Origin of the sequence: Streptomyces odontomachi (assembly GCF_024435355.1) — a bacterium.
Classification (GTDB): Bacteria; Actinomycetota; Actinomycetes; order Streptomycetales; family Streptomycetaceae; genus Streptomyces; species Streptomyces odontomachi.
The window spans coordinates 1-19,656 of record NZ_JAMJWG010000052.1 but is presented as its reverse complement, the minus strand read 5'-3'; the positions used below and the strand labels follow the sequence as shown (position 1 = coordinate 19,656).

Sequence of the window (19,656 nt, the reverse complement as noted above, 5' to 3'; positions counted from 1 at the left end):
GGGGCCCAGGGTCACCTTGACGGCGTCGGCAAGCTGATTCATGCCGCGCTCAAGGCCGCGCCGTGCCTCCTCGTTGAACGCAATGATCTTGGCAGGCATGCCTGCATTCCTCCTGTGGTCCGCTGACGGTGCACTGGGACGGCGCCCGCGACGGAGGACCCCGGACAGCTGTGAGGTCTCGCCCCCTGGCGCACCCGCATGGGTTGGCACTCGCCTGACGTGAGTGCCAGGCATCCGCACCCTAGCCCATAACTTGCGTGGCACGCATCTATTGCGTGCAACGCACTTGTTACGCGCTAGGCATCTGACGCGCGTTGCGCATCTTGTGCGCGCAACGCAAGCCGGGGCTAGGATGCGGATCAGCCGAACGTCCCTGGCGTGGGCCATGGACGAGGAAAGGACTTGGCCGGTGACGAACGACGACCAACCCCGTGACCTGCGGACCCGCAACAAGCAGGCCGTTCGCGATTCGATCAGCACCGCGGCGCTGCAACTGGCGCTGGAACAGGGCCCGGGAGGGCTCAAGCTCGTGCGGGTCTCCGACATCGCCTCGGCCGCCGGGGTGGCACCGCGCACGTACAACAACTACTTCTCCAGCCGAGAAGAGGCGATCTGCGCCTGCCAGGCCGACCAGGCCCGCCGCCTGGGCCGGGCCCTGCACGCCCGACCCGCGGACGAGCCCCTCGGCCGGGCCGTCACCGCAGCGGTGATCGAGGTCTTCGCCACCCCCGAACCCGATCGCGCCGGGCTCGCCATGATCATGTCGACCCCCGAGCTACAGGGCGAAGCCCTCAAAGCCTTCGCCATGGCCGAGGAACCGCTCGCCCTCGCCATCGCCGAGCGCACCGGCAGCGGCCCCCACGACAAGCTCTCCTGCCAGGTCACGGCCGCCGCGATCGCCGGAGCGGTCCGCATCGCCGGCCGGCACTGGCTCAGCACCACCAACCCGCCGCCGTTCGCCGCGGTGTTGCGCGAGGCCCTCGGGGCCGTCCTGCCCACCGAGGATTCCCCCGAGGGACCATCGCCGTCATGACCCGGCGCTCACGTCGACGCCGGCTTCCCCGCGGACCCCCTGCCCCTCCTCCGTCGCGCGCTGGTCAGACGTCTACGATCGCACACGTGTCCGATTCTGCGAGCCGTCTGGAGATGCTGCGCTTCGCGCGGCGCGTCACGCTTCAGCAGCTTGCGCAGATCGACCGGTGGATCGCCCGGGAGGAGCGCCGCGAAGCCGAGCGGCGCCGCGGCGCGCAGGCACGACCGCCGGCGCCGGACTGGGTGCTAGAGGTCGGCATCGGAGACAGCGGCAGGCCCGTGTACGTGCACGCGGGCGGCTGCCACATGATCGGGAAGCACTGGCGCGGCGTCGATCGCGCTCAAGCACTACACGCCCTGGCCGAGGGCGTGAACGGCTGCCCGCACTGCCGGCCGGACACCGCGCTGGGACTGCTGGAGTGACCATCGGCCCGACATCAGCCGGCGTCGGGCCGTCGAACCGTCACGCCGGTTGCCCCCGCGGAGGATCCTGGTCCGTACCAAACTCTTGACATGAACATTATTCACTTCTTGAATCGTGACGGGCCATTCCCCGGCCGCACCCACCCCCACCGCACCACCGCGCCTCCCCCACCCCCCACACCCACGAACGGGCCTTCGCGGCCCGTCACGGGGAAGGAACCCCATGAGCAAGAGCAACCCCGGCGTGCGCCGGCCCGGCCTGCGACTCCTCGTGCTGCTCGCGGTGCTGTTCGGCCTCGCGACCGTGCCGGCCTCCGCGCAGAGCAGGGCCGACGCCACGCCGTTCAAGGTGCTGGCGTTCTACAACGGCACCTACGACGCGGCCCACATCGCCTTCGTCCACGAGGCCAACGAGTGGTTCCCGCAAGCGGGCGCGGAGCACGGTTTCACGTACACCGCGACGAACAACTGGGACCTGCTCGCCGACAGTTCCGCCCTCGCGCCGTACCAGGTGGTGCTGTTCCTCGACGACGCCCCCCATACGCAGGCCGAGCAGTCCGGCTTCGAGACCTATATGCGGGACGGCGGCGCCTGGCTGGGTTTCCACGTGTCCGCGTTCACCACCGAGGACCAGAGCTGGCCCTGGTACTACGACCAGTTCCTGGGCAGCGGCGACTTCGTCTCCAACACGTGGGGGCCCACCACCGCCACACTGCGCACCGAGGACCGCGACCACCCGGCGACCACCGAGCTGCCCGCCACGTTCACCTCGTCCGTGAGCGAGTGGTACAGCTGGAGCAACGACCTGCGCGACAACCCGGACATCGACATCCTGGCCTCCGTCGACCCGGTGAGCTTCCCGCTGGGCACCGACCCGAACCAGTCCTGGTACGACGGCTACTACCCGATCCTGTGGACGAACACCGAGTACCGGATGCTGTACGCCAACTTCGGCCACGACGCCATGGACTACGACACCAACACCCCGCTGTCGTCGACCTTCGACAGCGAGACCCAGAACACCTTCCTGCTGGACGGCCTGACCTGGTTGGGAACGGGCGCGGGGGCAGCCCCCGCCGCCTAGCCCGACGGGCACCCCGCCCCACCGGCATCCCCGGCATCCCCGGCATCCCGTTGCGCCGTGCTGCCGCTCCCCCGGACTCTCGGGGGAGCGGCGGTGTCAGTGGTGCTCGCTACCGTCTGCCCATGAATCGCGTGAAGGTGCACAGACCGGTGCAGGGCGAGGTGTACGTCCACTACGGCCAGATCTACGTGGAGAGCGATCCCGAGGACTTCGGACCCGACCTGGCCAAGGCGTTCACGGGCCAGCGCGCGGGGCTGTGCGGCGCCGGAATACCCGGTGCGCTCTGGCTGACGACCGGGTTGCACACGGGCGACGTCGGCTTCACCGTCGAAGTGCACGACCACGCCCCGCCGCTGGATCCGACCTGGGAAGAGGTGGTGGAGGTCTCCTTCCGGCCGGTGTCGGCTCACAGCGTCCTGATGCAGTGGGCCGGTGAGGCCTCCTGGGAACTGGGCCTTCAGGAGACCGACTATCGCGTGCGCTACTGCGCGCAGGGCATGGACGAGGCACGGGAACAGGACACCCGGATGGACGACGAGCCGCAGCTGGACCGCTATCTCCTCCAGTTCTGGCCCGCCCCACCCGGGCCGGACCGCATCGTGCGGCAGACCTCGGACATAGCCGCCTACTGGCACGGCTACGCAGCCCGAGGGCAGGGCTGAGCCTGCCGACGCACGGCTGCGGGCCCCAGCCTCCCGCGAGGAGCCCTTTCCCGACCGGGTGCGCCCGTCAGATGATCGCTGCCATGGTGTTCTCGCCCCCGGTCCGAGTGTGGTTGCTCCCCGATGCCGTCCTGCTTGCCGTGCTGGCCGCCTGGGGTGGGATCCGCTACCCCCATCTGCCCGAGCGGATACCGAAGCACATCGGCGTCGGTGGAGTGGACGCCTGGACGGACCGGTCGATCGGCAGCGCGTTCGTCCTGGTCTTCGTGTATGCGGGAGTGACGGTGCTGATGGTCGGCTGCGCGGAGCTGGTGCTGCGCACGACACCCCGCGATGAGCTGCCGCCCGCGAAGACCGCGCCCTTCGCCGCCTCGTGGGCGACGTCGTCCCTGCTCAACAGGCCCGCCAGTCGAGCCTCCGCACTCCGGATCGCCCGCGCCCTGTTGCTGCTCGACACGTGCGTCGGTGTCTCCTTCCTCGCGGGCTGCGGGATGCTGTGGCGCGCCACGCCCGACCCGGGGGTGCCCGCGTGGCTCTTCGTGGCGATGACCGTGCCCCTCGTCGCCGGCACCGCGCTGACGATCGCCGCGGCCGTCAGCGACCGGAAACAGTGAGGCCGGGCGCGACCAGGCGTACCTCGGCGGCCGGCGTGGTGACCATCGGCGCCGGTCCCGGGCGCACGGCGAGCTTCTGACAATCGGCAGACGCTTGACGGGAATGTCGGACAAACTGTCGCTGACGGTCCGTCACCCGTCGCCGTCTCCCACCACGCCGGAAGAGCGAATCCCGTATGCCCATCGCCACGCAGTCGTCGCCCACACCCCCGCCCCTGCTCCGTGACGTCATCGACATCAAGGAGTCCATATCCACGTCCGACTACGTGTTGCAGCTCTCGGAGGCGACGACACCGGAGGGCGCCCAGCACGCGTTACGGGACTACGTGCTCACGGAGCGGCTGCTGGAGAACTTCGACGAGGCGCTCAGCCTGATCAAATCGGCGCTGGACGGGCGCACGTCGAAGGCGGCGTATCTGCACGGGTCGTTCGGTTCCGGTAAGTCGCACTTCATGGCGGTGCTGCACGCACTGCTGGGCGGCAGCCCTGCGGCCCGCGCCCAGCACGCCCTGGATCCCCTGCTGACCAGGCACGACTGGTTGGGCACCGACGGGAGGAAGTTCCTGATGGTGCCGTATCACATGCTCGGCGCGAAGGCACTGGAGCAGCGGGTGCTGGGCGGCTACGTCAGCCACGTCAAGAAGATCCACCCCCAGGCACCGACGCCGCGGGTGTACCGGACGGACGCGCTGTTCGCCAGCATCCGGTCGATGCGGAGCCGGCTGGGCGACGAAGCCGTCATCGGCGGGTTGGGAGACGTGGCCGGGGACGGGACCGGCGCCGGCGGGGACGACGCATGGGGCGCGTCGTTCGCCTGGTCGCCCGAGCTGCTGGAGACGGCACTGGCCGCGGAGGAGGTGCACGAGTCGGGGCAGCCGCTCGACCTGGTCAGCCCGGCCACACCGGCGGAGCTGCGGGCCCGTCTTGTGCAGGACGCGAGCACCCACCTGCTGCCGGGCTTCGCGCTGAACGCCACCGAGGACGAGCACGGCTTCGTCTCGCTCGACGCCGGCCTGTCGGTGATCGCCGAGCATGCCAGGTCGCTCGGCTACGACGGGCTGATCCTCTTCCTGGACGAGCTGATCCTCTGGCTCGCCACCCTCATCCACGACCAGAGGTTCGTCGCGCGCGAGGCCAGCAAGATCACGAACTTCGTGGAAGGCGGTGCCACACGGCGTGCGATACCCGTCGTCTCCTTTATCGCCCGCCAGCGTGACCTGCGCGAACTCGTCGGCGAAGAGATGTCGGGCGCGGCGGAGTCATCGATCCAGGACACCCTGAACCTGGCGTCGGGCCGCTTCGACAGGATCACGCTGGAGGACCGCAACCTGCCGCGGATCGCGCACGCCCGACTGCTGCGGCCGCACACCCCTCAGGCGGCGGCCCTGATCGACGCCGAGTTCGCGAAGACCCGCAAGGTGCGCCGGGAGGTGTGGGACACGCTGCTCGGCTCCGATCGGGGCGCGGGCGGGATCGGCGCCGACGAGGAGAGCTTCCGGCTGACGTATCCGTTCTCGCCGGCGTTCATGGACACGCTGGTGCACGTGTCGTCGGCGTTGCAGCGCAACCGGACCGGCCTGAGACTGATGGGCCAGCTGCTCGCCGACCACCGCGACGAGCTGCGGCTGGGCGATCTGATTCCGGTCGGCGATCTGTATCCGCTGATCACGGCGGGGGGCGACAGACCGTTCACGGACAGCCTGAAGGTGGTCTTCGAGGCCGCCGACACGCTGTACCGGACCAAGCTGCGGCCGTACCTGCTCGCCACGTACCACCTCTCCGAGGAAGACGTCGAGCGGTGTCTGCACCGGCCCGAGACCATCACCGACCAGGACCTGCGCGGCCGGGTGAGGACGTTCACCGGGGACAACCGCATCATCGGCACCCTGCTGCTGTCCGCGCTGGCGCCGAGCGTGCCGGCGCTGGCCGACCTCACCGTCCGGCGACTGTCGGCGCTCAACTACGGCTCGGTGGTGGCCCCGATCCCCGGGCGCGAGTACGGGATCCTGAAGAACAAGGTCGCCGAGTGGGCGGGCCGCTTCCCGGAGATCAAGGAGACCGGCACCGACGCCAACCCGGGCGTCCGCCTGGAGCTCTCCGGCGTCGACGTGGACTCGGTCATCGCCAACGCCGACGTCAACGACAACCCGGGCAACCGCCTCGCGCTGGCGAAGCGCCTCCTCACGGAGGAACTCCACGTCCGGACGGGCCGGTCGGTCGACGAGCTGCACGTGACATGGCGTGGCACGGACCGCATCGTCGAGGTGGTCTTCGGCAACGTCGCCGACGAGGACGAGCTGCCCGACCACGACCTCATACCGCAGCAGGAGGACCGCTGGCGGATCGCCGTCGACCTGCCCTTCGACGAGGGCGGGTACGGGCCGCACGAGGGCGCCGACCGGATCCGGCGGTTGCGGGAGCGGCAGCAGGACGAGCGGTCCCGCACCGTGGCCTGGCTGCCCACGCACCTGTCGGGGCAGCGGTACGCGGACTTCCGCCGGTTGGTGGTGATCGACCGGGCGCTCTCCGACGCACAACGCTTCGACACCCAGTACGCGGGCCATCTGAACGCCGACAACCGGGCGCGCGCCAAGGGACTCCTGGAGACCCAGCGTGAGTCCCTGCTCAGATGCGTGAAGGCCGCCTTCAAGCAGGCGTACGGACTCGCCGAGAAGCAGGCCGCCGACGTCCGGCTCGACTTCGACGACCACCTCAAGGCGCTGCGGGACGTCGACGGGTTGACGCTGTCCTTCGGCCAGTCCCTGCACGACGGGATCCGGCACATCGCGCGCCGGCTGCTCGGCGAGCAGTACCCGGACCATCCGGACTTCGACCCGGACGGCACCGGGGCGACCGTGACACCCGCCGACGCGCGCAGGGTGTTTCCGCACCTCCGGGCGGCGGCGGAGGCACGGGATGGGCGCACCGAGGTCCCGGCGGCCGATCGCAGGTTGATGCAGCGGATCGCCGGGCCGCTACGGCTCGGGCGGCAGAAGGAGGCGTACTTCGAGCTGTCCCCGTACTGGGCGGACCACTTCCGGCAGCTCGCCCGCGAACGGGGCGTCACCGGCGACCTGAGCCTGATCGCCCTCACCGGCTGGACCGACCTCCCCCAGCCGCGCGGCCTGCCCGGCTTCCTCGCCCGGCTGGTCGTGGCGTCGTTCGCCGAGATGGACGACCGGGTGTGGGTGCGCGGCGGCACGCCGCTGGATCCGGCGCCCGGGCTGGCCCGGATCAAGGACCATGACGCGCTGCGCAGCCGGCCGTTGCCGTCCGAAGAGGTGTGGGAGCAGGCCCGGCAGCGCTTCCAGGCGATCTTCGGGCAGCCGGCACCGACCCTGCGGCGCGGGCGCATGGTCGACCAGTTCGCCCGGCAGATCACGGAGCAGGCGCGCGGCCACCGGGAGGCGGCGGCCGATCTCGTGCGGCGGCTGGCGGAGCATGCCGGGTTCCTCCAGCTCGACGAGACCGACGAGTCGGGCCGGCTGGCGGTGGCGCGGCGCTCCGTCGACCTGCTCGAGGCCCTCACCGTGACCGCGGGGCAGGGTGCCGCCACGGCGTGCAGGACGGTGGAGGCGCTGGCCGCCTTCGACCTGGGTCCGGTGCACGCCGACCGGTACGGAACCTCGGTGACGTGCGCGCGGGCGGTGGCCGAGGCGCTGGCGACGACGTCCTGGACGACGCTGGAGCTGGCCCCCGCCGAGGGCCCCGAAGGGGAGGCGCTCCTTGCGGCACTGCGGGACGTGGCCCGCGGTGACCAGCGGACCGGTGATCTGCGCGAGGCCCTGGCGCATGCCCAGCACCAGGTCCTGGAGCTGGTCAAGCGGAACCGCACAGCCGCCGCACCACCATCCCCGCCCGCCTCACCGGCACCGCACGTCCCCCATCTCCTGGATGCCCCGGACCCCGCGGACGTGTCCGTCGGCACGGGCGGCGGCGACCGGCCCCGCCGGCCGCGCGCCGCGCACGGGAAGCAGCCGAGCACGCCCGCCGCCCACGACCCGGGCCCGGTACCGCGGCAGTACGGCGGCGGACGCACGACGGCGGCGCGGGCCGCAGCGGAACTCCAGGCCGAGCTGGCCGACCTGGTGGCCCGTGACCCGGGTGCCACCGTCGAGATCAGCTGGCGCGTCGTCGACTCGTGAACTGAACAGCACCGCCGACACCACGGCAAGCGGTGCGGTCCTGGCGCGGCCATGGGCGGCACTGCCGCACCGGCCGGGGACGCCCCGGCCGAGCAGGCTCCGGCAACGGCGGACGATGCCCTGATCACGGCGCTCCTCGCGGCGGAGGCGTGCTCGGGACGCTCCCGGACGGCCGCATGCCACGGCTGGACCGGACGCTGTCGTGCGAGCAGTTCGGACCGGTCGGACTCGTGTGAGCGGACGGAGCGGACGGAGCGGACCAGGCAACGACCAGGCAACGTGGGCGGCGTAGGCGGATCCTGTGGGGGCCCGGGTGAGCGGTACGGGCCCCCACCGCGCTCAGGACGCCCGGCTGTCGAGGCCGAAGATGCTTTCGTGGGGTGCCTTTTCGATGGCGGTGGGTGCCGTCGTCCACTCCCGGCCGCCGCCGATCGGGGCCAGCCAGGCCATGGGCGTCCTCTTCAACGGCTGGACCTTGCGGGATGCGCCGGAGTCCGCCGGCTCGGGGCAGATGGCGCGCAGGATGCCGATCCGCCCGTTCAGGGTGTCTACGACGCGGTGCCCCAGCAGGGGGTGCTCCTGGTGGTAGAGGCTGCTGAAGTTCACTGCGCCACCGCCGAGCGCCCGGAGCCGGCCGCTGCCCGCTCGCCGGCTCTGCCCTGATCACCTGGCCGCCGGCCGGCCGGGGCGGCGGGCCTGCTGTCCAGGGCCTGGGCGCCGGCATGAGCACGGGCGCCGGCGTACGGCGGGGGGCACTGACTCGTCATGGGCGCACCTTTGGGGGTAGGTCGTCCTGTGTCGGCATGCGGCACTTCGGTGGCTCGGGGCCGCGGTGCCTCGGCACTGCGGGGTAACTCCGGTCCGTCGGTGCTGCGATGGATCGACATGTCTCGGTGTGTCGGCACTGCGGTGTCTCGTCGGTCGGCGTGGTGTGTCGGTGCTCAGCATGGGTGTGGGCACGGGGGCGGTACGGCACACGGTGTCCCGTACCGCTTACGGCGTGTGCCCGGACACGCGCCGACGGTGAGCGCACTCACCGTTCGTCATCATGAAGCCGAACGCATCGCCGTGCAACCTACTCCCTGATAATTTCAGAAAGGTGTTTGCAGGTTGGCGTCATCACGCAGCAACTGCAACACTCGTTGGGGTGACGAGCCCTCAGCAGGGGGTGACGTCCCCTCAGGAGGTGTTGGTGTGAGAGAGGCCCGTCCGGGCTCGGGCGGCAGCGCGCCCACCGTGCTCCGCATGATCCTCAGCAAGCGGCTCAAGGAGCTGCGGCAGCAGGCTGGGGTCTCCCTGGACGAGGCGGCCGAGGCGCTGGACGTCACCCCTTTGACGATCCGTCGGATAGAGAAGGCGGAGGTCAGCCTTCGGGTCATCTACGTACGGACGTTGCTGGACCTGTACCGGGTCGGCCAGCAGGAGATCGACGAGTTCGTGGCCATGGCCCAGCAGGCGAACAAGCCGGGCTGGTGGTACAACTACCGCGATGTGCTGCCCGCATGGTTCACCGCGTACGTCAGCCTGGAGAACGGTGCGAAGATCCTGCGCACGTACGAGCCGCACTACGTCCCCGGCCTGCTCCAGACGCCCGCGTACGCCCGCGCGGTCCTCCGGGCCGGTTCCCCGAACGCCGACGATGAGGACCTCGACCGCAGGGTGGACCTGCGCCTCCAGCGGCAGAGCCTGCTGACGCGGGCGGACGCCCCCACCCTGTGGGTGGTCATGGAAGAGGCGGTGCTGCACCGGGTCGTCGGGGGCCTGCCGGTGATGCGGGAGCAGATCGACCGGCTCCTGGAGGCGTCCCAGCTGGACCATGTCCACCTGGACGTGGTGCCGTTCGGCGTCGGGGCCCACGTCGGCGCCTACGCCCCCTTCACCTACTTCCGCTTCGCGGAGCGGGAGCTGCCCGACGTCGTCTACTGCGAGATCCTCTCCGGTTCGATGTACCTGGACCAGCCCGGCGACGTCACCGCACACCTCGAAGCGCACAACCGGATGTCATTGCTCACCTCGACCGCGGAGAGCACCGCTCTCCTGCACCACATGCGCAAGGAGTACATATGACGATCTACAACGGCATGCCCGCTGCGGAGCTCGGCGGCGAAGACTGGGAGTGCCCCTGGAGCGGCCCGAGCGGCGGGCAGTGCCTGGAGGCGAAGCGGCTCGACGACGGGCGGGTCGCGGTCCGGCAGTCCACCGATCCCGAGGGCCCCGCGCTCATCTTCACCCGGGGCGAGTTCCAGGCGTTCATCAGCGGAGCCCGGGACGGCCTGGCGGACCACCTGGTGCGCTGACGCACCCGGCCGCGCCGACCGGGCTCCCGCCGGTCGTGCCCGCATGGTGCCGGCCGCACCGCGCCGCGCGGCACGCATGTACACGCTCACCACGGACTCACCACGGAATGGGGCTGCCACGATGACCAACCCTCCCGCAACGACGCGGGACATCGACACCAGCAAGCCGCACTCGGCCCGCATGTACGACTACTACCTCGGCGGGAAGGACCACTTCGACGTCGACAAGCAGGCCGCCGAGCAGGTCGCGAAGGCCTACCCCGGGATCTTCGTGTGCGCCGAGCAGAACCGCGCCTTCATGCACCGGGCCACCCGGCTGCTCGCCCGCGAGCACGGCATCCGGCAGTGGCTCGACATCGGCACGGGCATTCCGACCGAGCCCAACCTGCACCAGGTGGCGCAGAGCGTCGTCCCGGAGGCCAGGGTCGTCTACGCGGACAACGACCCCCTGGTGCTGAAGTACGCGGAAACCCTGATGCGCAGCACCCGAGAGGGCCGCACCGCCTACATACACGCGGACGTCAACGCCCCCGAGGCGATCCTGGACAGCCCCGAACTCGCCCAGGTGCTCGATCTGAAGCAGCCGGTCGCCCTCTCCCTGAACGCCCTCCTGCACTTCGTCACCGACGCCCAGGAGCCCTACGCGATCGTCGACCGCCTGCTCGACTCCTTCCCGTCGGGCAGTGCCCTGGCCGTGACCCACTGCACGCCCGACTTCGACCCGGCCACCTGGCAGAAGGTCACCGACATCTACACCCGCGGCGGGACCCCGGTGCAGTTCCGCTCCAAGGACGACGTCGCCCGCTTCTTCGACGGCCTCGATCTCATCGAACCCGGCATCACCGTCGGCCACCGCTGGCACCTGGAGTACGCGACGGACGACAACGCCCGCGCGGACGCCGAAAGCCACACGGACGCCGAGGTCAGCCTGTGGGCCGGGGTGGGCATCAAGCCGTAGGGGCACCTCCGGCGGGGCAGCCGCCGGCAGAGCAGGTGGGGAGCGCGCGTCGATGGATCCTCGTCGAGTCCACCGACGGGCGCTCCCCCGTGTACCGCTGGTTTCCGCACGGACCGGTCGCTGCCGTCCCGAGGACGACCGGCACCGCAGCAGCCCGGCACCGCACGGGCAACCGGGCCCCGGCCGGCGTCACTGATCGCCCGAGCCTGCCACTCCCCTGACGATGAGCCAGATCACCACGCCGAGGAACCCCAGCCCGACCAGCCACCCGATCACGTTGGACGAGCCTCCGCCGGAGGACGAGCTCCCCGAGTGGTAGGACGATCCGCCGCCGTAGGACCCCCCGCTGCGGGACTTGCTGACCCCGCTGCCGCTGCGTGAGCCGGACGAGCCGCTGCGGGAACCCGAACTGCCGCCGCTGCGACCGGCCAGCGCGACCGTGCTCGCCGAGCCGACCGACCGCTCCGGCACGCCGCGGGTGTGCGTGACCGCCGCCGACGCGGGCGCGACCGCCGCGTGGGGCGCCGAGCGCGGCGCGGACGCCGCGTCCGCCTGGCCGGCGCCGAACAGGCCAAGGCCCAGCGCCACCGCCAAGGCCACCAGCGCCCCGGACCCCGTACGCGCCGCATGAGAGCGCCGGCCCTCGCCCCGCTCAGGCATCTGTGTCATATGCATGCCATCCCCTCCGGCGGAGCACCGTACCGCCGGCTCATCACGTCGTGCGCCGGGTGCCCCTCGTATGGACCCTCGCATGGACCCTCGCAGAGATCCTCGACGGGACGTCGACAGGACATCGACAGGACATCGACAGGGCTCCGTCGGTCAGGGCATTGGCCGAAAACGATTTCACGCGCGCCGTCTTGACGTGCCCACGACCCGAATCTAGATTCCCTTGAAATCGTTTCCGCACCTTCCCCACCATCCGACGAACCCTCAACGAGCCCGGCGCGCCGGCTCGTCGTCGAGTCGCGCCGGCTTTCCGGAGACAGCCATGCATCCGCTCTCAAGACGCCCGTCGGACCCTCCTTCGCAGCGCACCTCACCACGGCGGTTCCTGCGCCGTGCCCTGCCCTCCGGGCTCTTCGCCCTGGCCGTGCTGGTGTCCGGCACGACCGCGTCCGCGCTGTCCGCACCGGCCGGCGCGGACGGCCCGGGCGGCGGCGGGCGCGCCACGCAGCACCGGGTGGCGGCGGACCCCACCCCGCCGCAGGGCTCCTTCTTCTCCACCGTCGCCATCGACAACGGCGCCACCGTCGGCGCCCCCGCCGTCGGCGACAACCGCAGCCACGGGGACCTGTGGCCGAACTGCTGGTCCGACGACGACAACGTCTACGGCGCGTACGGCGACGGCGTCGGGTTCGGCGGCGATGACAACGCCAGTGACATCGGCGTCGCGCAGATCACCGGCATGCCGGGGAACCTGAACGGCACCCAGCTCGCCGAGGGCGACCAGGTCGGGCAGGTGTGGAACGCCGACCACACCCGCAAGCCGACCGGCATGGCCTGCGTGGGCGGCACGCTCTACCTCGCCGTGCAGGACCTCGCCACCGACTTCAACGACGCCCCTGCGGCCACCGTCGCCAAGTCCACCGACCACGGCAGGACATGGACGTGGGACCACTCGGCACCGATGTTCTCCGCTGGCGTGTTCAGCACGGTGATGTTCCTGGACTACGGCAAGGCGTACAGCAACGCGCCCGACGGGTACGTCTACGCGTACGGCCTGGACGGCAACTGGCGGGACTCCTTCAACGACCGGGTGAAGGACCCGCAGGACCTGTATCTGGCCCGGGTGCCGAAGGACGCGGTGCAGGACCGGTCGGCCTGGCAGTTCGCCAGCGGCTTCGACGGCTCGGGCGCGCCCACCTGGTCGTCCGACATCGCGCAGAAGGCGCCGGTGCTGCACGACGAGCGGCGGGTCTACCCGGACGTGTACACGGACGGCCGGATCGAGAACCTGAGCGTCGTCAGCCAGGGCGGCATCGTCTACGACAAGCCGTTGAACCGCTACATCTACACCTCGTGGACCGAGTACACCTTCGAGTTCTACGAGTCCCCGACGCCGTGGGGGCCGTGGCGCCGGATGGACGCCAAGGACTTCGGCGGCTACCCGTGGACGCACGCCAAGCACGGCGGGTACGCCACCACCATCCCGTCGAAGTACATCAGTGCCGACGGCAAGTCGATGTGGTTGCAGTCAAACGTCTGCCCGTGCGGCGGCGGCATCGGCGACCAGTGGGCGTACACGTTCTCGCTGCGGCGGATGCACCTGGAGCCGTACACCGCGACCCAGCCCGGCAACACCCCGGACCCGCAGCACAACCTCGCCCGTGACACGGGCACGGTGGGCGTCGAACGGGCCACCCACTTCGGGAACACCGGGTTCTACAACGACGGCGACACCGCGCAGAACGAGGACGACTGGAACGACGAGAACAAGTCGGCGAGTTGGTGGGGCTACACCTGGCCGCGGTCGTACACGATGAACAAGGTCGTCTACACCACGGGGAACATGTTCGGCGACGGCGGATGGTTCGCCCGCGACCTGCGCGTGCAGGTGCGTCGCGACCACACCTGGACGGACGTCGGCGGCCTGACCGCCTCCCCCGCCTACCCGAACGACAGCAGCGCGGGGCCGAATCACACCTACACGTTCACCTTCGATCCGACGGTCGGTGACGGAGTGCGGGTCATCGGGGCCCCGGGCGGCACCCGGACCTTCACCTCCATCGCCGAACTGGCCGTCTACTACGGGACGTCGTGACGACACCGGTGCTGCGTTCTCCCGGGGGACGCTGTGGTCCACAGTCGCTCCGCGACGGGCCGGACCCCCAGCCGAAAAGCAGGCCAGCCGGGGTGACCGGCGCGGGCATCGCGAGGCGAACCTGAGTGAGAGGGGCCACACCTCAACATGAGACGACGTGAGAGGGCTGCCACAGCCATGAGACGACGCATCCGATCAGGGCCCAGACCACCCTTGGTGGCGCTGCTCGCCGCCCTGCTGTTCACCACGCTCGCCGTCGCGGTGCCGGCCCAGCGCGCCGCGGCGGCCGCCCCCGCGCAGACGAAGGCGGCCGCGGTGGACAAGGGCCCGATCGGCTGGGACACCTACCGGCACCTGGACCGGTTGGCGTTCCTCAGCCCGGGCACCCAGACCCGCCAGTTCTCCAGCTTCGACCGCACCGGCGGCAACGGCGACGGCTTCGACGGCACCTACTCCTGCCTGCGCACCACCTCGGCGGGGTGCGTGCTCGCGGAGGACAGCGGGGCGGGCGAGGTCTCCTCGATCTGGTTCACCCGGGACGGCGGCGACGTCACCGGCACCGGAAACATCATCGTCGAGCTGGACGGCACGACGGTGCTCGACGCACCGCTCCAGGACGTGGTGAACGGCAAGCAGGGCGCCCCGTTCGTGTATCCGCTGGTGGCCAACGCCGACCAGTCGTCGGGCGGCGTCTACGTCAAGGTGCCGATGCCGTACCGGCAGTCGATGCGGGTGACGGTGACGCACAACCCGTTCTTCTACCACGTCGGTTACCGGCACTTCACCGACGCGGCAGGGGTGACCCGGTTCGATCCGTCCGACCCGGCCACCGACGTCGTCGACCTGCTGAAGGCGGCCGGCACGAAGGACCCCAAGCCCGCGCAGTCCGGCGGCAGCACGCAGGCCAGGACGCTCGACCTGGCCGCGGGGCAGAAGACCCAGGTCGCGGCGGAGAGCGGGGCGGGCAGCATCAGCATGCTGCGGGTGCGGGTGCCCGACTCCGAGGACACCGACGCGGTGCTGGCGGGGCTTCGGCTGCGGCTGGGCTTCGACGGCCGGGAGACCGCGAACGCGCCGGTCGGCGAGTTCTTCGGCTCGGGGCTCGGCGAGAGCCCGGTGCGCTCGCTGATGTTCGCCATGGACACCGCAGCTGACGGTTGGTACACCACGTGGTGGCCGATGCCGTACCGCAGCGCGGCCCAGGTCAGCCTGGAGAACACCACCGGGCAGGCGCTGTCCGGGATCGACGTCGAGGTGACGGCGGCACCCGACACGCAGTGGGCGGACGCGCTCGGCGACGACGGCACCGCGGGCTACTTCACCGCCGAGTCACACGCCGGGGAGACCGTGCAGGACCACGACTGGCTGTTCGCCGACCGCACCGGGCGCGGCAAGTTCGTGGGCGTCTCGGACACCATGCAGGGGCACCTGACCAGCGGCAACACCCGCGCCTACCTGGAGGGCGACGAGCGGGTCTACACCGACGGCCAGCTCACCCCGCAGCTGCACGGCACCGGCACGGAGGACTTCTACGAGTCCGGCTGGTACTTCAACCGCGGCACCTACACCAACCCGATGAACGGCAACCCGGCGCACGAACTGCGCACCGGCGGCTGCGAGAACGAGTGCGACGGTGCCTACCGGCTGATGCTGGGCGACGCCGTCGCCTACGAGTCGGGCCTGCGGTTCGGCATGGAGCACGGCCCCGCGGACGACGTGCCGGCGCACTACGGCTCCACCGCCTTCCTGTACACCCGGGACGTCTCCGACGGCGCCGGCGTGCACCGCACCACCGTCATCGACACCGGTGACGCGGCCAGCCGGACCGCCGCCGGCTACACCGAGGGCGGCAGCGCGACCCAGCAGCCCGTCACCTCCGTCTACGAGGGCGACGCCGACGACCAGCAGGTCACCGACGACGTCCGGGCCACCTCCTCGTCGGTCTCCTTCCACCTCGCGCTCGACGCGGCCAACCAGGGCGTGCTGCTGCGCCGCACGGCCGACCAGGCGCAGGGCTACCAGTCCGCGCAGGTGCTGGTCGACGGGCAGGCGGTGGGCACCTGGACGCAGCCGCTGGGCAACGCCACGCAGCGCTGGCTCGCGGACGCCTTCGCGATCCCGGCGAGCGCCACCGCCGGCAAAAGCGCGGTCACCGTCGAGCTGCGCCCGGCGAGCGGCTCCCCGGCGTGGACGGCGGCCGGCTACGCGGCCGACAGCCTGGTGCCGGGCGGGTACGCCGACAGCAAGGCGCCCGGCACCACACCGGCCGCCGCGCTGACCGGCGGCCATGACCATGCGCTGCACCTGACGTGGGGTGAGCCGGCGGACGACACCGGGGTGCGGGAGTACCGCGTATACGGCTCGACCTCGGCGGACGTGCCGATCGGCGACGCCACCCTGCTGGCCACCGTGCACAGCCTGGGCTTCACGCACGGCCCGCTGAAGGCCGGGCAGGACTGGCACTACCGGGTCCTGGCGGTGGACCTGGCCGGGCACACCGCCCAGCTCGGCGGTGTCGTCTCCGGCCGTACCGGCACCCCCACCCGTACCGATCTGAACGGCGACCACAGGGACGACGCGGTGGTCTTCACCCGGGGCGACGCGGCGGACGTGTTCGGGGCGCTGTCCGACGGCTCGTCGTTCCAGGGCACCGGCGTGAAGTGGCACGAGCACTTCGCGCAGGGCACCGAAATCCCGCTCACCGGTGACTTCGACGGGGACGGCCGCACGGACGCGGTGACGTTCACCCGGGGCGACGCGGCCGACGTGTACGTGGCCCTGTCGGACGGCTCGAAGCTGAACGGCGACGGTGTGAAGTGGCACGACTACTTCGCGGCCGGCACCGAGATCCCCGCGGTGGGCGACTTCAACGGCGACGGCAAGGACGACATCGCCACGTTCACCCGCGGCGACACGGCGGACGTCTACGTCGCGCTGTCGACGGGCACGTCCTTCGGCGCCTCCCGCATCTGGCACACCCACTTCGCGGTGGGCACCGAGATCCCCGAGGTCGGCGACTTCAACGGCGACGGCATGGACGACATCGTCACCTTCACGCGGGGCGACACCGCGCAGGTCTACGTGTCGCTGTCCAGCGGCACCGCGTTCCGGCAGGACGGCTGGCTGTGGCACAACCACTTCGCGCTGGGCAGCGAGCTGCCGGCGGTCGGGGACTTCGACGGTGACGGGCGCGATGACATCGCCACCTTCACCCGCGGCAGCGCGGCCGATGTCTTCGTCTCGCTCTCCGACGGCACCCGGTTCGTGCAGGACGCCTGGAAGTGGCACGACGACTTCGTGGCCGGCGGCCAGGTGCCCGGTGTGGGCGACGTCAACGGCGACGGGAAGGCCGACATCCTCGCCTTCACGCTGGACGCGGCGGCGGATGTGTACGTCTCGCTGTCCGAGGGTGGGGCGTTCACCGCGGGCGCCGCGAAGTGGCATGACACGTTCGGCCTGGCGGGCGAGTGGCCACGGCCGAGCGAGGTGGAGTTCGCCGGCTGACGCCCGGCCGGGCCGTCCGGCCTTCCGGGCGGCTCGACCGTCGGGCGGTTGACCGTCAAGGGGCCGGGGTCCCGCAGCGCTTCGGGCGCTGCGGGGCCCCGGCCCGGTGTGCGGGGACCCGGGGCGTGGGGGTGGATGGGTCCCCGCGCGCTTGCGGTCAGCTTCCGAAGTACCCGTCGAAGTTCTTCTGGAACTCCCAGCCCCCGAACTTGTCCCAGTTGATCGACCAGGTCATCAGGCCCCGCAGGTCGGGCCAGCTGCCGTGCGGGGTGTAACTGCCGCAGCCGGTCTTCTTGGTGAGGCAGTCCAGGGCCGTGTCGACGTCGGCCGGGGTGGTGTAGCCGCCCCCCGCGTTCACGGTCGCGGGCAGCCCGATCGCCACCTGGGAGGGCTCGAGCGCCGGGAACATGTGGGCGGTGTTCCCGGCCACCGGGAAGCCGGTGAGCAGCATGTCGGTCATGGCGATGTGGAAGTCGGCGCCGCCCATGGTGTGGTACTGGTTGTCGAGCCCCATGATCGGCCCGGAGTTGTAGTCCTGGACGTGCAGCAACGTCAGGTCGTCGCGCAATGCGTAGATCACCGGCAGATACGCACCGGCGCGTGGATCCGCGCCGTTGCTGCCGGGCCCGTAGAACTGGTAGCCGAGCTGCACGAAGAACGTCTCCGGCGCCATGGTCAGCACGAAGCCGCTGCCGTACTTGGCCTTGAGGGTCTTCAGGGCGGAGATCAGGTTCACCACGACCGGTGTGGTCGGGTTCGCGAAGTCGGTGTCCCCGGCGTCCAGCGACAGGGAGTGGCCCTCGAAGTCGATGTCGAGACCGTCCAGGCCCCAGGTGTCGATGATGGAGCTCACCGAGGAGACGAAGGCGTCACGGGCCGCCGTGGTGGTGAGTTGGACCTGGCCGTTCGCGCCGCCGATGGAGATCAGCACCTTCTTGCCCGCGGCCTGCTTGGCCTTGATGGCGGCCTTGAAGTCAGCGTCCGACTCGACGTTGGGGCACTCCGACGCACCGCAGCGCGTGAAGCGGATGTCTCCGGAGGTGGGCGAGGTCGGCTCGCCGAAGGCCAGGTCGACGACGTCCCAGCTGTCCGGTACGTCGGCCAGCGGAACGTAGCCGGACCCGTTGGCGAAACTGGCGTGCAGATAGCCGACCAGCGCGTGTGCGGGCAGGTCGGCGGCCACGCTCGGCGCGTGGGACGACGCCGCCGATGGCCCCGCTGCCGCGCCCGAGGGGGCTGCGACGGCCAGGCTGCCGAGGACCGCGGTGCAGGTCAGTGCCGCTGCGGCCGCCACGGCACGGAGATGACGGCGGGTTCGGGCGGGGGCGCACGCCGGCTGGCGGGGCGAAGGGGTCGGTGTGGTGGGCGACGCGGGCATGGGGGCGGCTCCTTGGGCGGGTGTGGGGGCGGGAGAGCCTGGGCCGTTGCCGGAGTGCCGGCGGGTGGGGGCGGGGCCCTGACGCGACGGAGACGTAGAGGCAACGTAGAAGGACTAGACCAATTCGTCAATAGGTTCAGACCAGTTGAAACTCTCCGGCCCGGCCACGCGCACGCTGTGGCACACATAAGCCCGCCCCGCACGGGGGCGGGGCGGGCGATGGCGTAGCGGTTGGGAGGAGGCCGCTGCACCGTTGCCGCGGGGCACCGATGGTGCCGTTGCGGCGGAAACCGGCGTGTGGTGCCTGCCGGTGGCTTGCGATCGCAGCGCCCCCGGGGGTGGCGCTGCGTGACGATGCACGCGAGTATGCTCCGGACCTGAGACAACGTCAACGTTACTTACCGGAAACTTTTCGATCGTCTGCCCACTCCGCCGACTCGGCCGGGTCAACTCCTACCTGCACAAACACGGACGCGTTCCGTGTTCACCGGGCAAACCGGCCTGGGTGGCAGGCGGGTTGGCAAGCGTGTTGCCGCGAAAATTTCGATGAACTTTCACCCAGTTACAAACTGGTCGGGGTGAGGCAGGTTCTTTCGCTTCGGGAGGGTCTGGGGGCGGCGCCCCTCGGCCCCCCTTTTTTTGGCCTTGACGGCCTCGTCCTCAATCGCCGGACGGGCTTGTTATTGCGCGGCGTGTGCCGGTGCGCGTTGCCGACTGTGGGTGCGTCTCTGGCTGGGGTCGCCTTCTGTTTCGTTGTGGGTCGGGGGCGTGGGGGATGTACGTGCTCGGCCGGCG

Annotated in this window: 13 protein-coding genes and 2 pseudogenes; 11 read left to right on the top strand and 4 right to left on the bottom strand. The window is 70.9% G+C overall.

The window, feature by feature from the left end; translation table 11 throughout:
• Positions 1-409: 409 nt before the first annotated feature.
• The 6 genes and pseudogenes from NQO67_RS42870 (at position 410) to pglY (ending at position 7,960) form a co-directional block, all read left to right on the top strand.
• A complete protein-coding gene (locus NQO67_RS42870) occupies positions 410-1,033 on the top strand; it encodes a TetR/AcrR family transcriptional regulator (RefSeq protein ID WP_255956071.1) in 624 nt (207 codons plus the stop codon).
• Between the two features lie 86 nt (positions 1,034-1,119).
• A complete protein-coding gene (locus NQO67_RS42865) occupies positions 1,120-1,455 on the top strand; it encodes a DUF6233 domain-containing protein (RefSeq protein WP_255956070.1) in 336 nt (111 codons plus the stop codon).
• Positions 1,456-1,678: 223 nt separating this feature from the next.
• Positions 1,679-2,530, top strand: a pseudogene (locus tag NQO67_RS42860) (ThuA domain-containing protein); the annotation flags it as partial.
• Between the two features lie 131 nt (positions 2,531-2,661).
• Positions 2,662-3,201, top strand: a complete 540-nt coding sequence (locus tag NQO67_RS42855) for a hypothetical protein (protein WP_255956069.1) — start codon at positions 2,662-2,664, stop codon at positions 3,199-3,201.
• Positions 3,202-3,284: 83 nt separating this feature from the next.
• Positions 3,285-3,815: a DUF1648 domain-containing protein gene (locus NQO67_RS42850; protein WP_255956068.1), complete on the top strand. Its 531-nt coding sequence runs from the start codon at positions 3,285-3,287 to the stop codon at positions 3,813-3,815.
• A gap of 176 nt (positions 3,816-3,991) precedes the next feature.
• Positions 3,992-7,960 carry a BREX-2 system ATPase PglY gene (gene pglY / locus NQO67_RS42845; RefSeq protein WP_255956067.1) on the top strand — a complete coding sequence of 1,323 codons (3,969 nt, stop codon included), beginning with the start codon at positions 3,992-3,994 and terminating at the stop codon, positions 7,958-7,960.
• Between the two features lie 339 nt (positions 7,961-8,299).
• On the opposite strand, the gene NQO67_RS42840 is transcribed toward pglY, so the two are convergent.
• Positions 8,300-8,566 carry a hypothetical protein gene (locus tag NQO67_RS42840; RefSeq protein WP_255956066.1) on the bottom strand — a complete coding sequence of 89 codons (267 nt, stop codon included), beginning with the start codon at positions 8,564-8,566 and terminating at the stop codon, positions 8,300-8,302.
• A complete protein-coding gene (locus NQO67_RS42835) occupies positions 8,563-8,727 on the bottom strand; it encodes a hypothetical protein (RefSeq protein WP_255956065.1) in 165 nt (54 codons plus the stop codon). The genes NQO67_RS42840 and NQO67_RS42835 overlap by 4 nt, the downstream gene beginning before the upstream one ends.
• Before the next feature lie 427 nt (positions 8,728-9,154).
• Between NQO67_RS42835 and NQO67_RS42830 the strand changes: the two genes are divergently transcribed.
• The 3 genes from NQO67_RS42830 (at position 9,155) to NQO67_RS42820 (ending at position 11,215) form a co-directional block, all read left to right on the top strand.
• Positions 9,155-10,027, top strand: a complete 873-nt coding sequence (locus tag NQO67_RS42830) for a Sco1979 family transcriptional regulator (RefSeq protein ID WP_255956064.1) — start codon at positions 9,155-9,157, stop codon at positions 10,025-10,027.
• On the top strand, positions 10,024-10,257 hold the full coding sequence (locus NQO67_RS42825; protein ID WP_255956063.1) for a DUF397 domain-containing protein: 234 nt from the start codon (positions 10,024-10,026) through the stop codon (positions 10,255-10,257). The genes NQO67_RS42830 and NQO67_RS42825 overlap by 4 nt, the downstream gene beginning before the upstream one ends.
• A 121-nt stretch (positions 10,258-10,378) precedes the next feature.
• Positions 10,379-11,215: an SAM-dependent methyltransferase gene (locus NQO67_RS42820; RefSeq protein ID WP_255956062.1), complete on the top strand. Its 837-nt coding sequence runs from the start codon at positions 10,379-10,381 to the stop codon at positions 11,213-11,215.
• A gap of 189 nt (positions 11,216-11,404) precedes the next feature.
• Here NQO67_RS42820 and NQO67_RS42815 read toward each other — a convergent pair whose 3' ends face one another.
• Positions 11,405-11,884 carry a hypothetical protein gene (locus tag NQO67_RS42815; RefSeq protein WP_255956061.1) on the bottom strand — a complete coding sequence of 160 codons (480 nt, stop codon included), beginning with the start codon at positions 11,882-11,884 and terminating at the stop codon, positions 11,405-11,407.
• 322 nt (positions 11,885-12,206) lie between these two features.
• On the opposite strand from NQO67_RS42815, the gene NQO67_RS42810 reads away from it, so the two are divergent.
• Together NQO67_RS42810 and NQO67_RS42805 are read left to right on the top strand one after the other, a co-directional pair.
• Positions 12,207-13,979 carry a glycoside hydrolase family 183 protein gene (locus NQO67_RS42810; RefSeq protein WP_255956060.1) on the top strand — a complete coding sequence of 591 codons (1,773 nt, stop codon included), beginning with the start codon at positions 12,207-12,209 and terminating at the stop codon, positions 13,977-13,979.
• 177 nt (positions 13,980-14,156) lie between these two features.
• Positions 14,157-17,483: a DUF2961 domain-containing protein gene (locus NQO67_RS42805; protein ID WP_255956059.1), complete on the top strand. Its 3,327-nt coding sequence runs from the start codon at positions 14,157-14,159 to the stop codon at positions 17,481-17,483.
• Positions 17,484-17,640: 157 nt separating this feature from the next.
• On the opposite strand, the pseudogene NQO67_RS42800 reads toward NQO67_RS42805, so the two are convergent.
• Positions 17,641-18,660, bottom strand: a pseudogene (locus NQO67_RS42800) (chitinase); the annotation flags it as partial.
• Positions 18,661-19,656 lie beyond the last annotated feature (996 nt).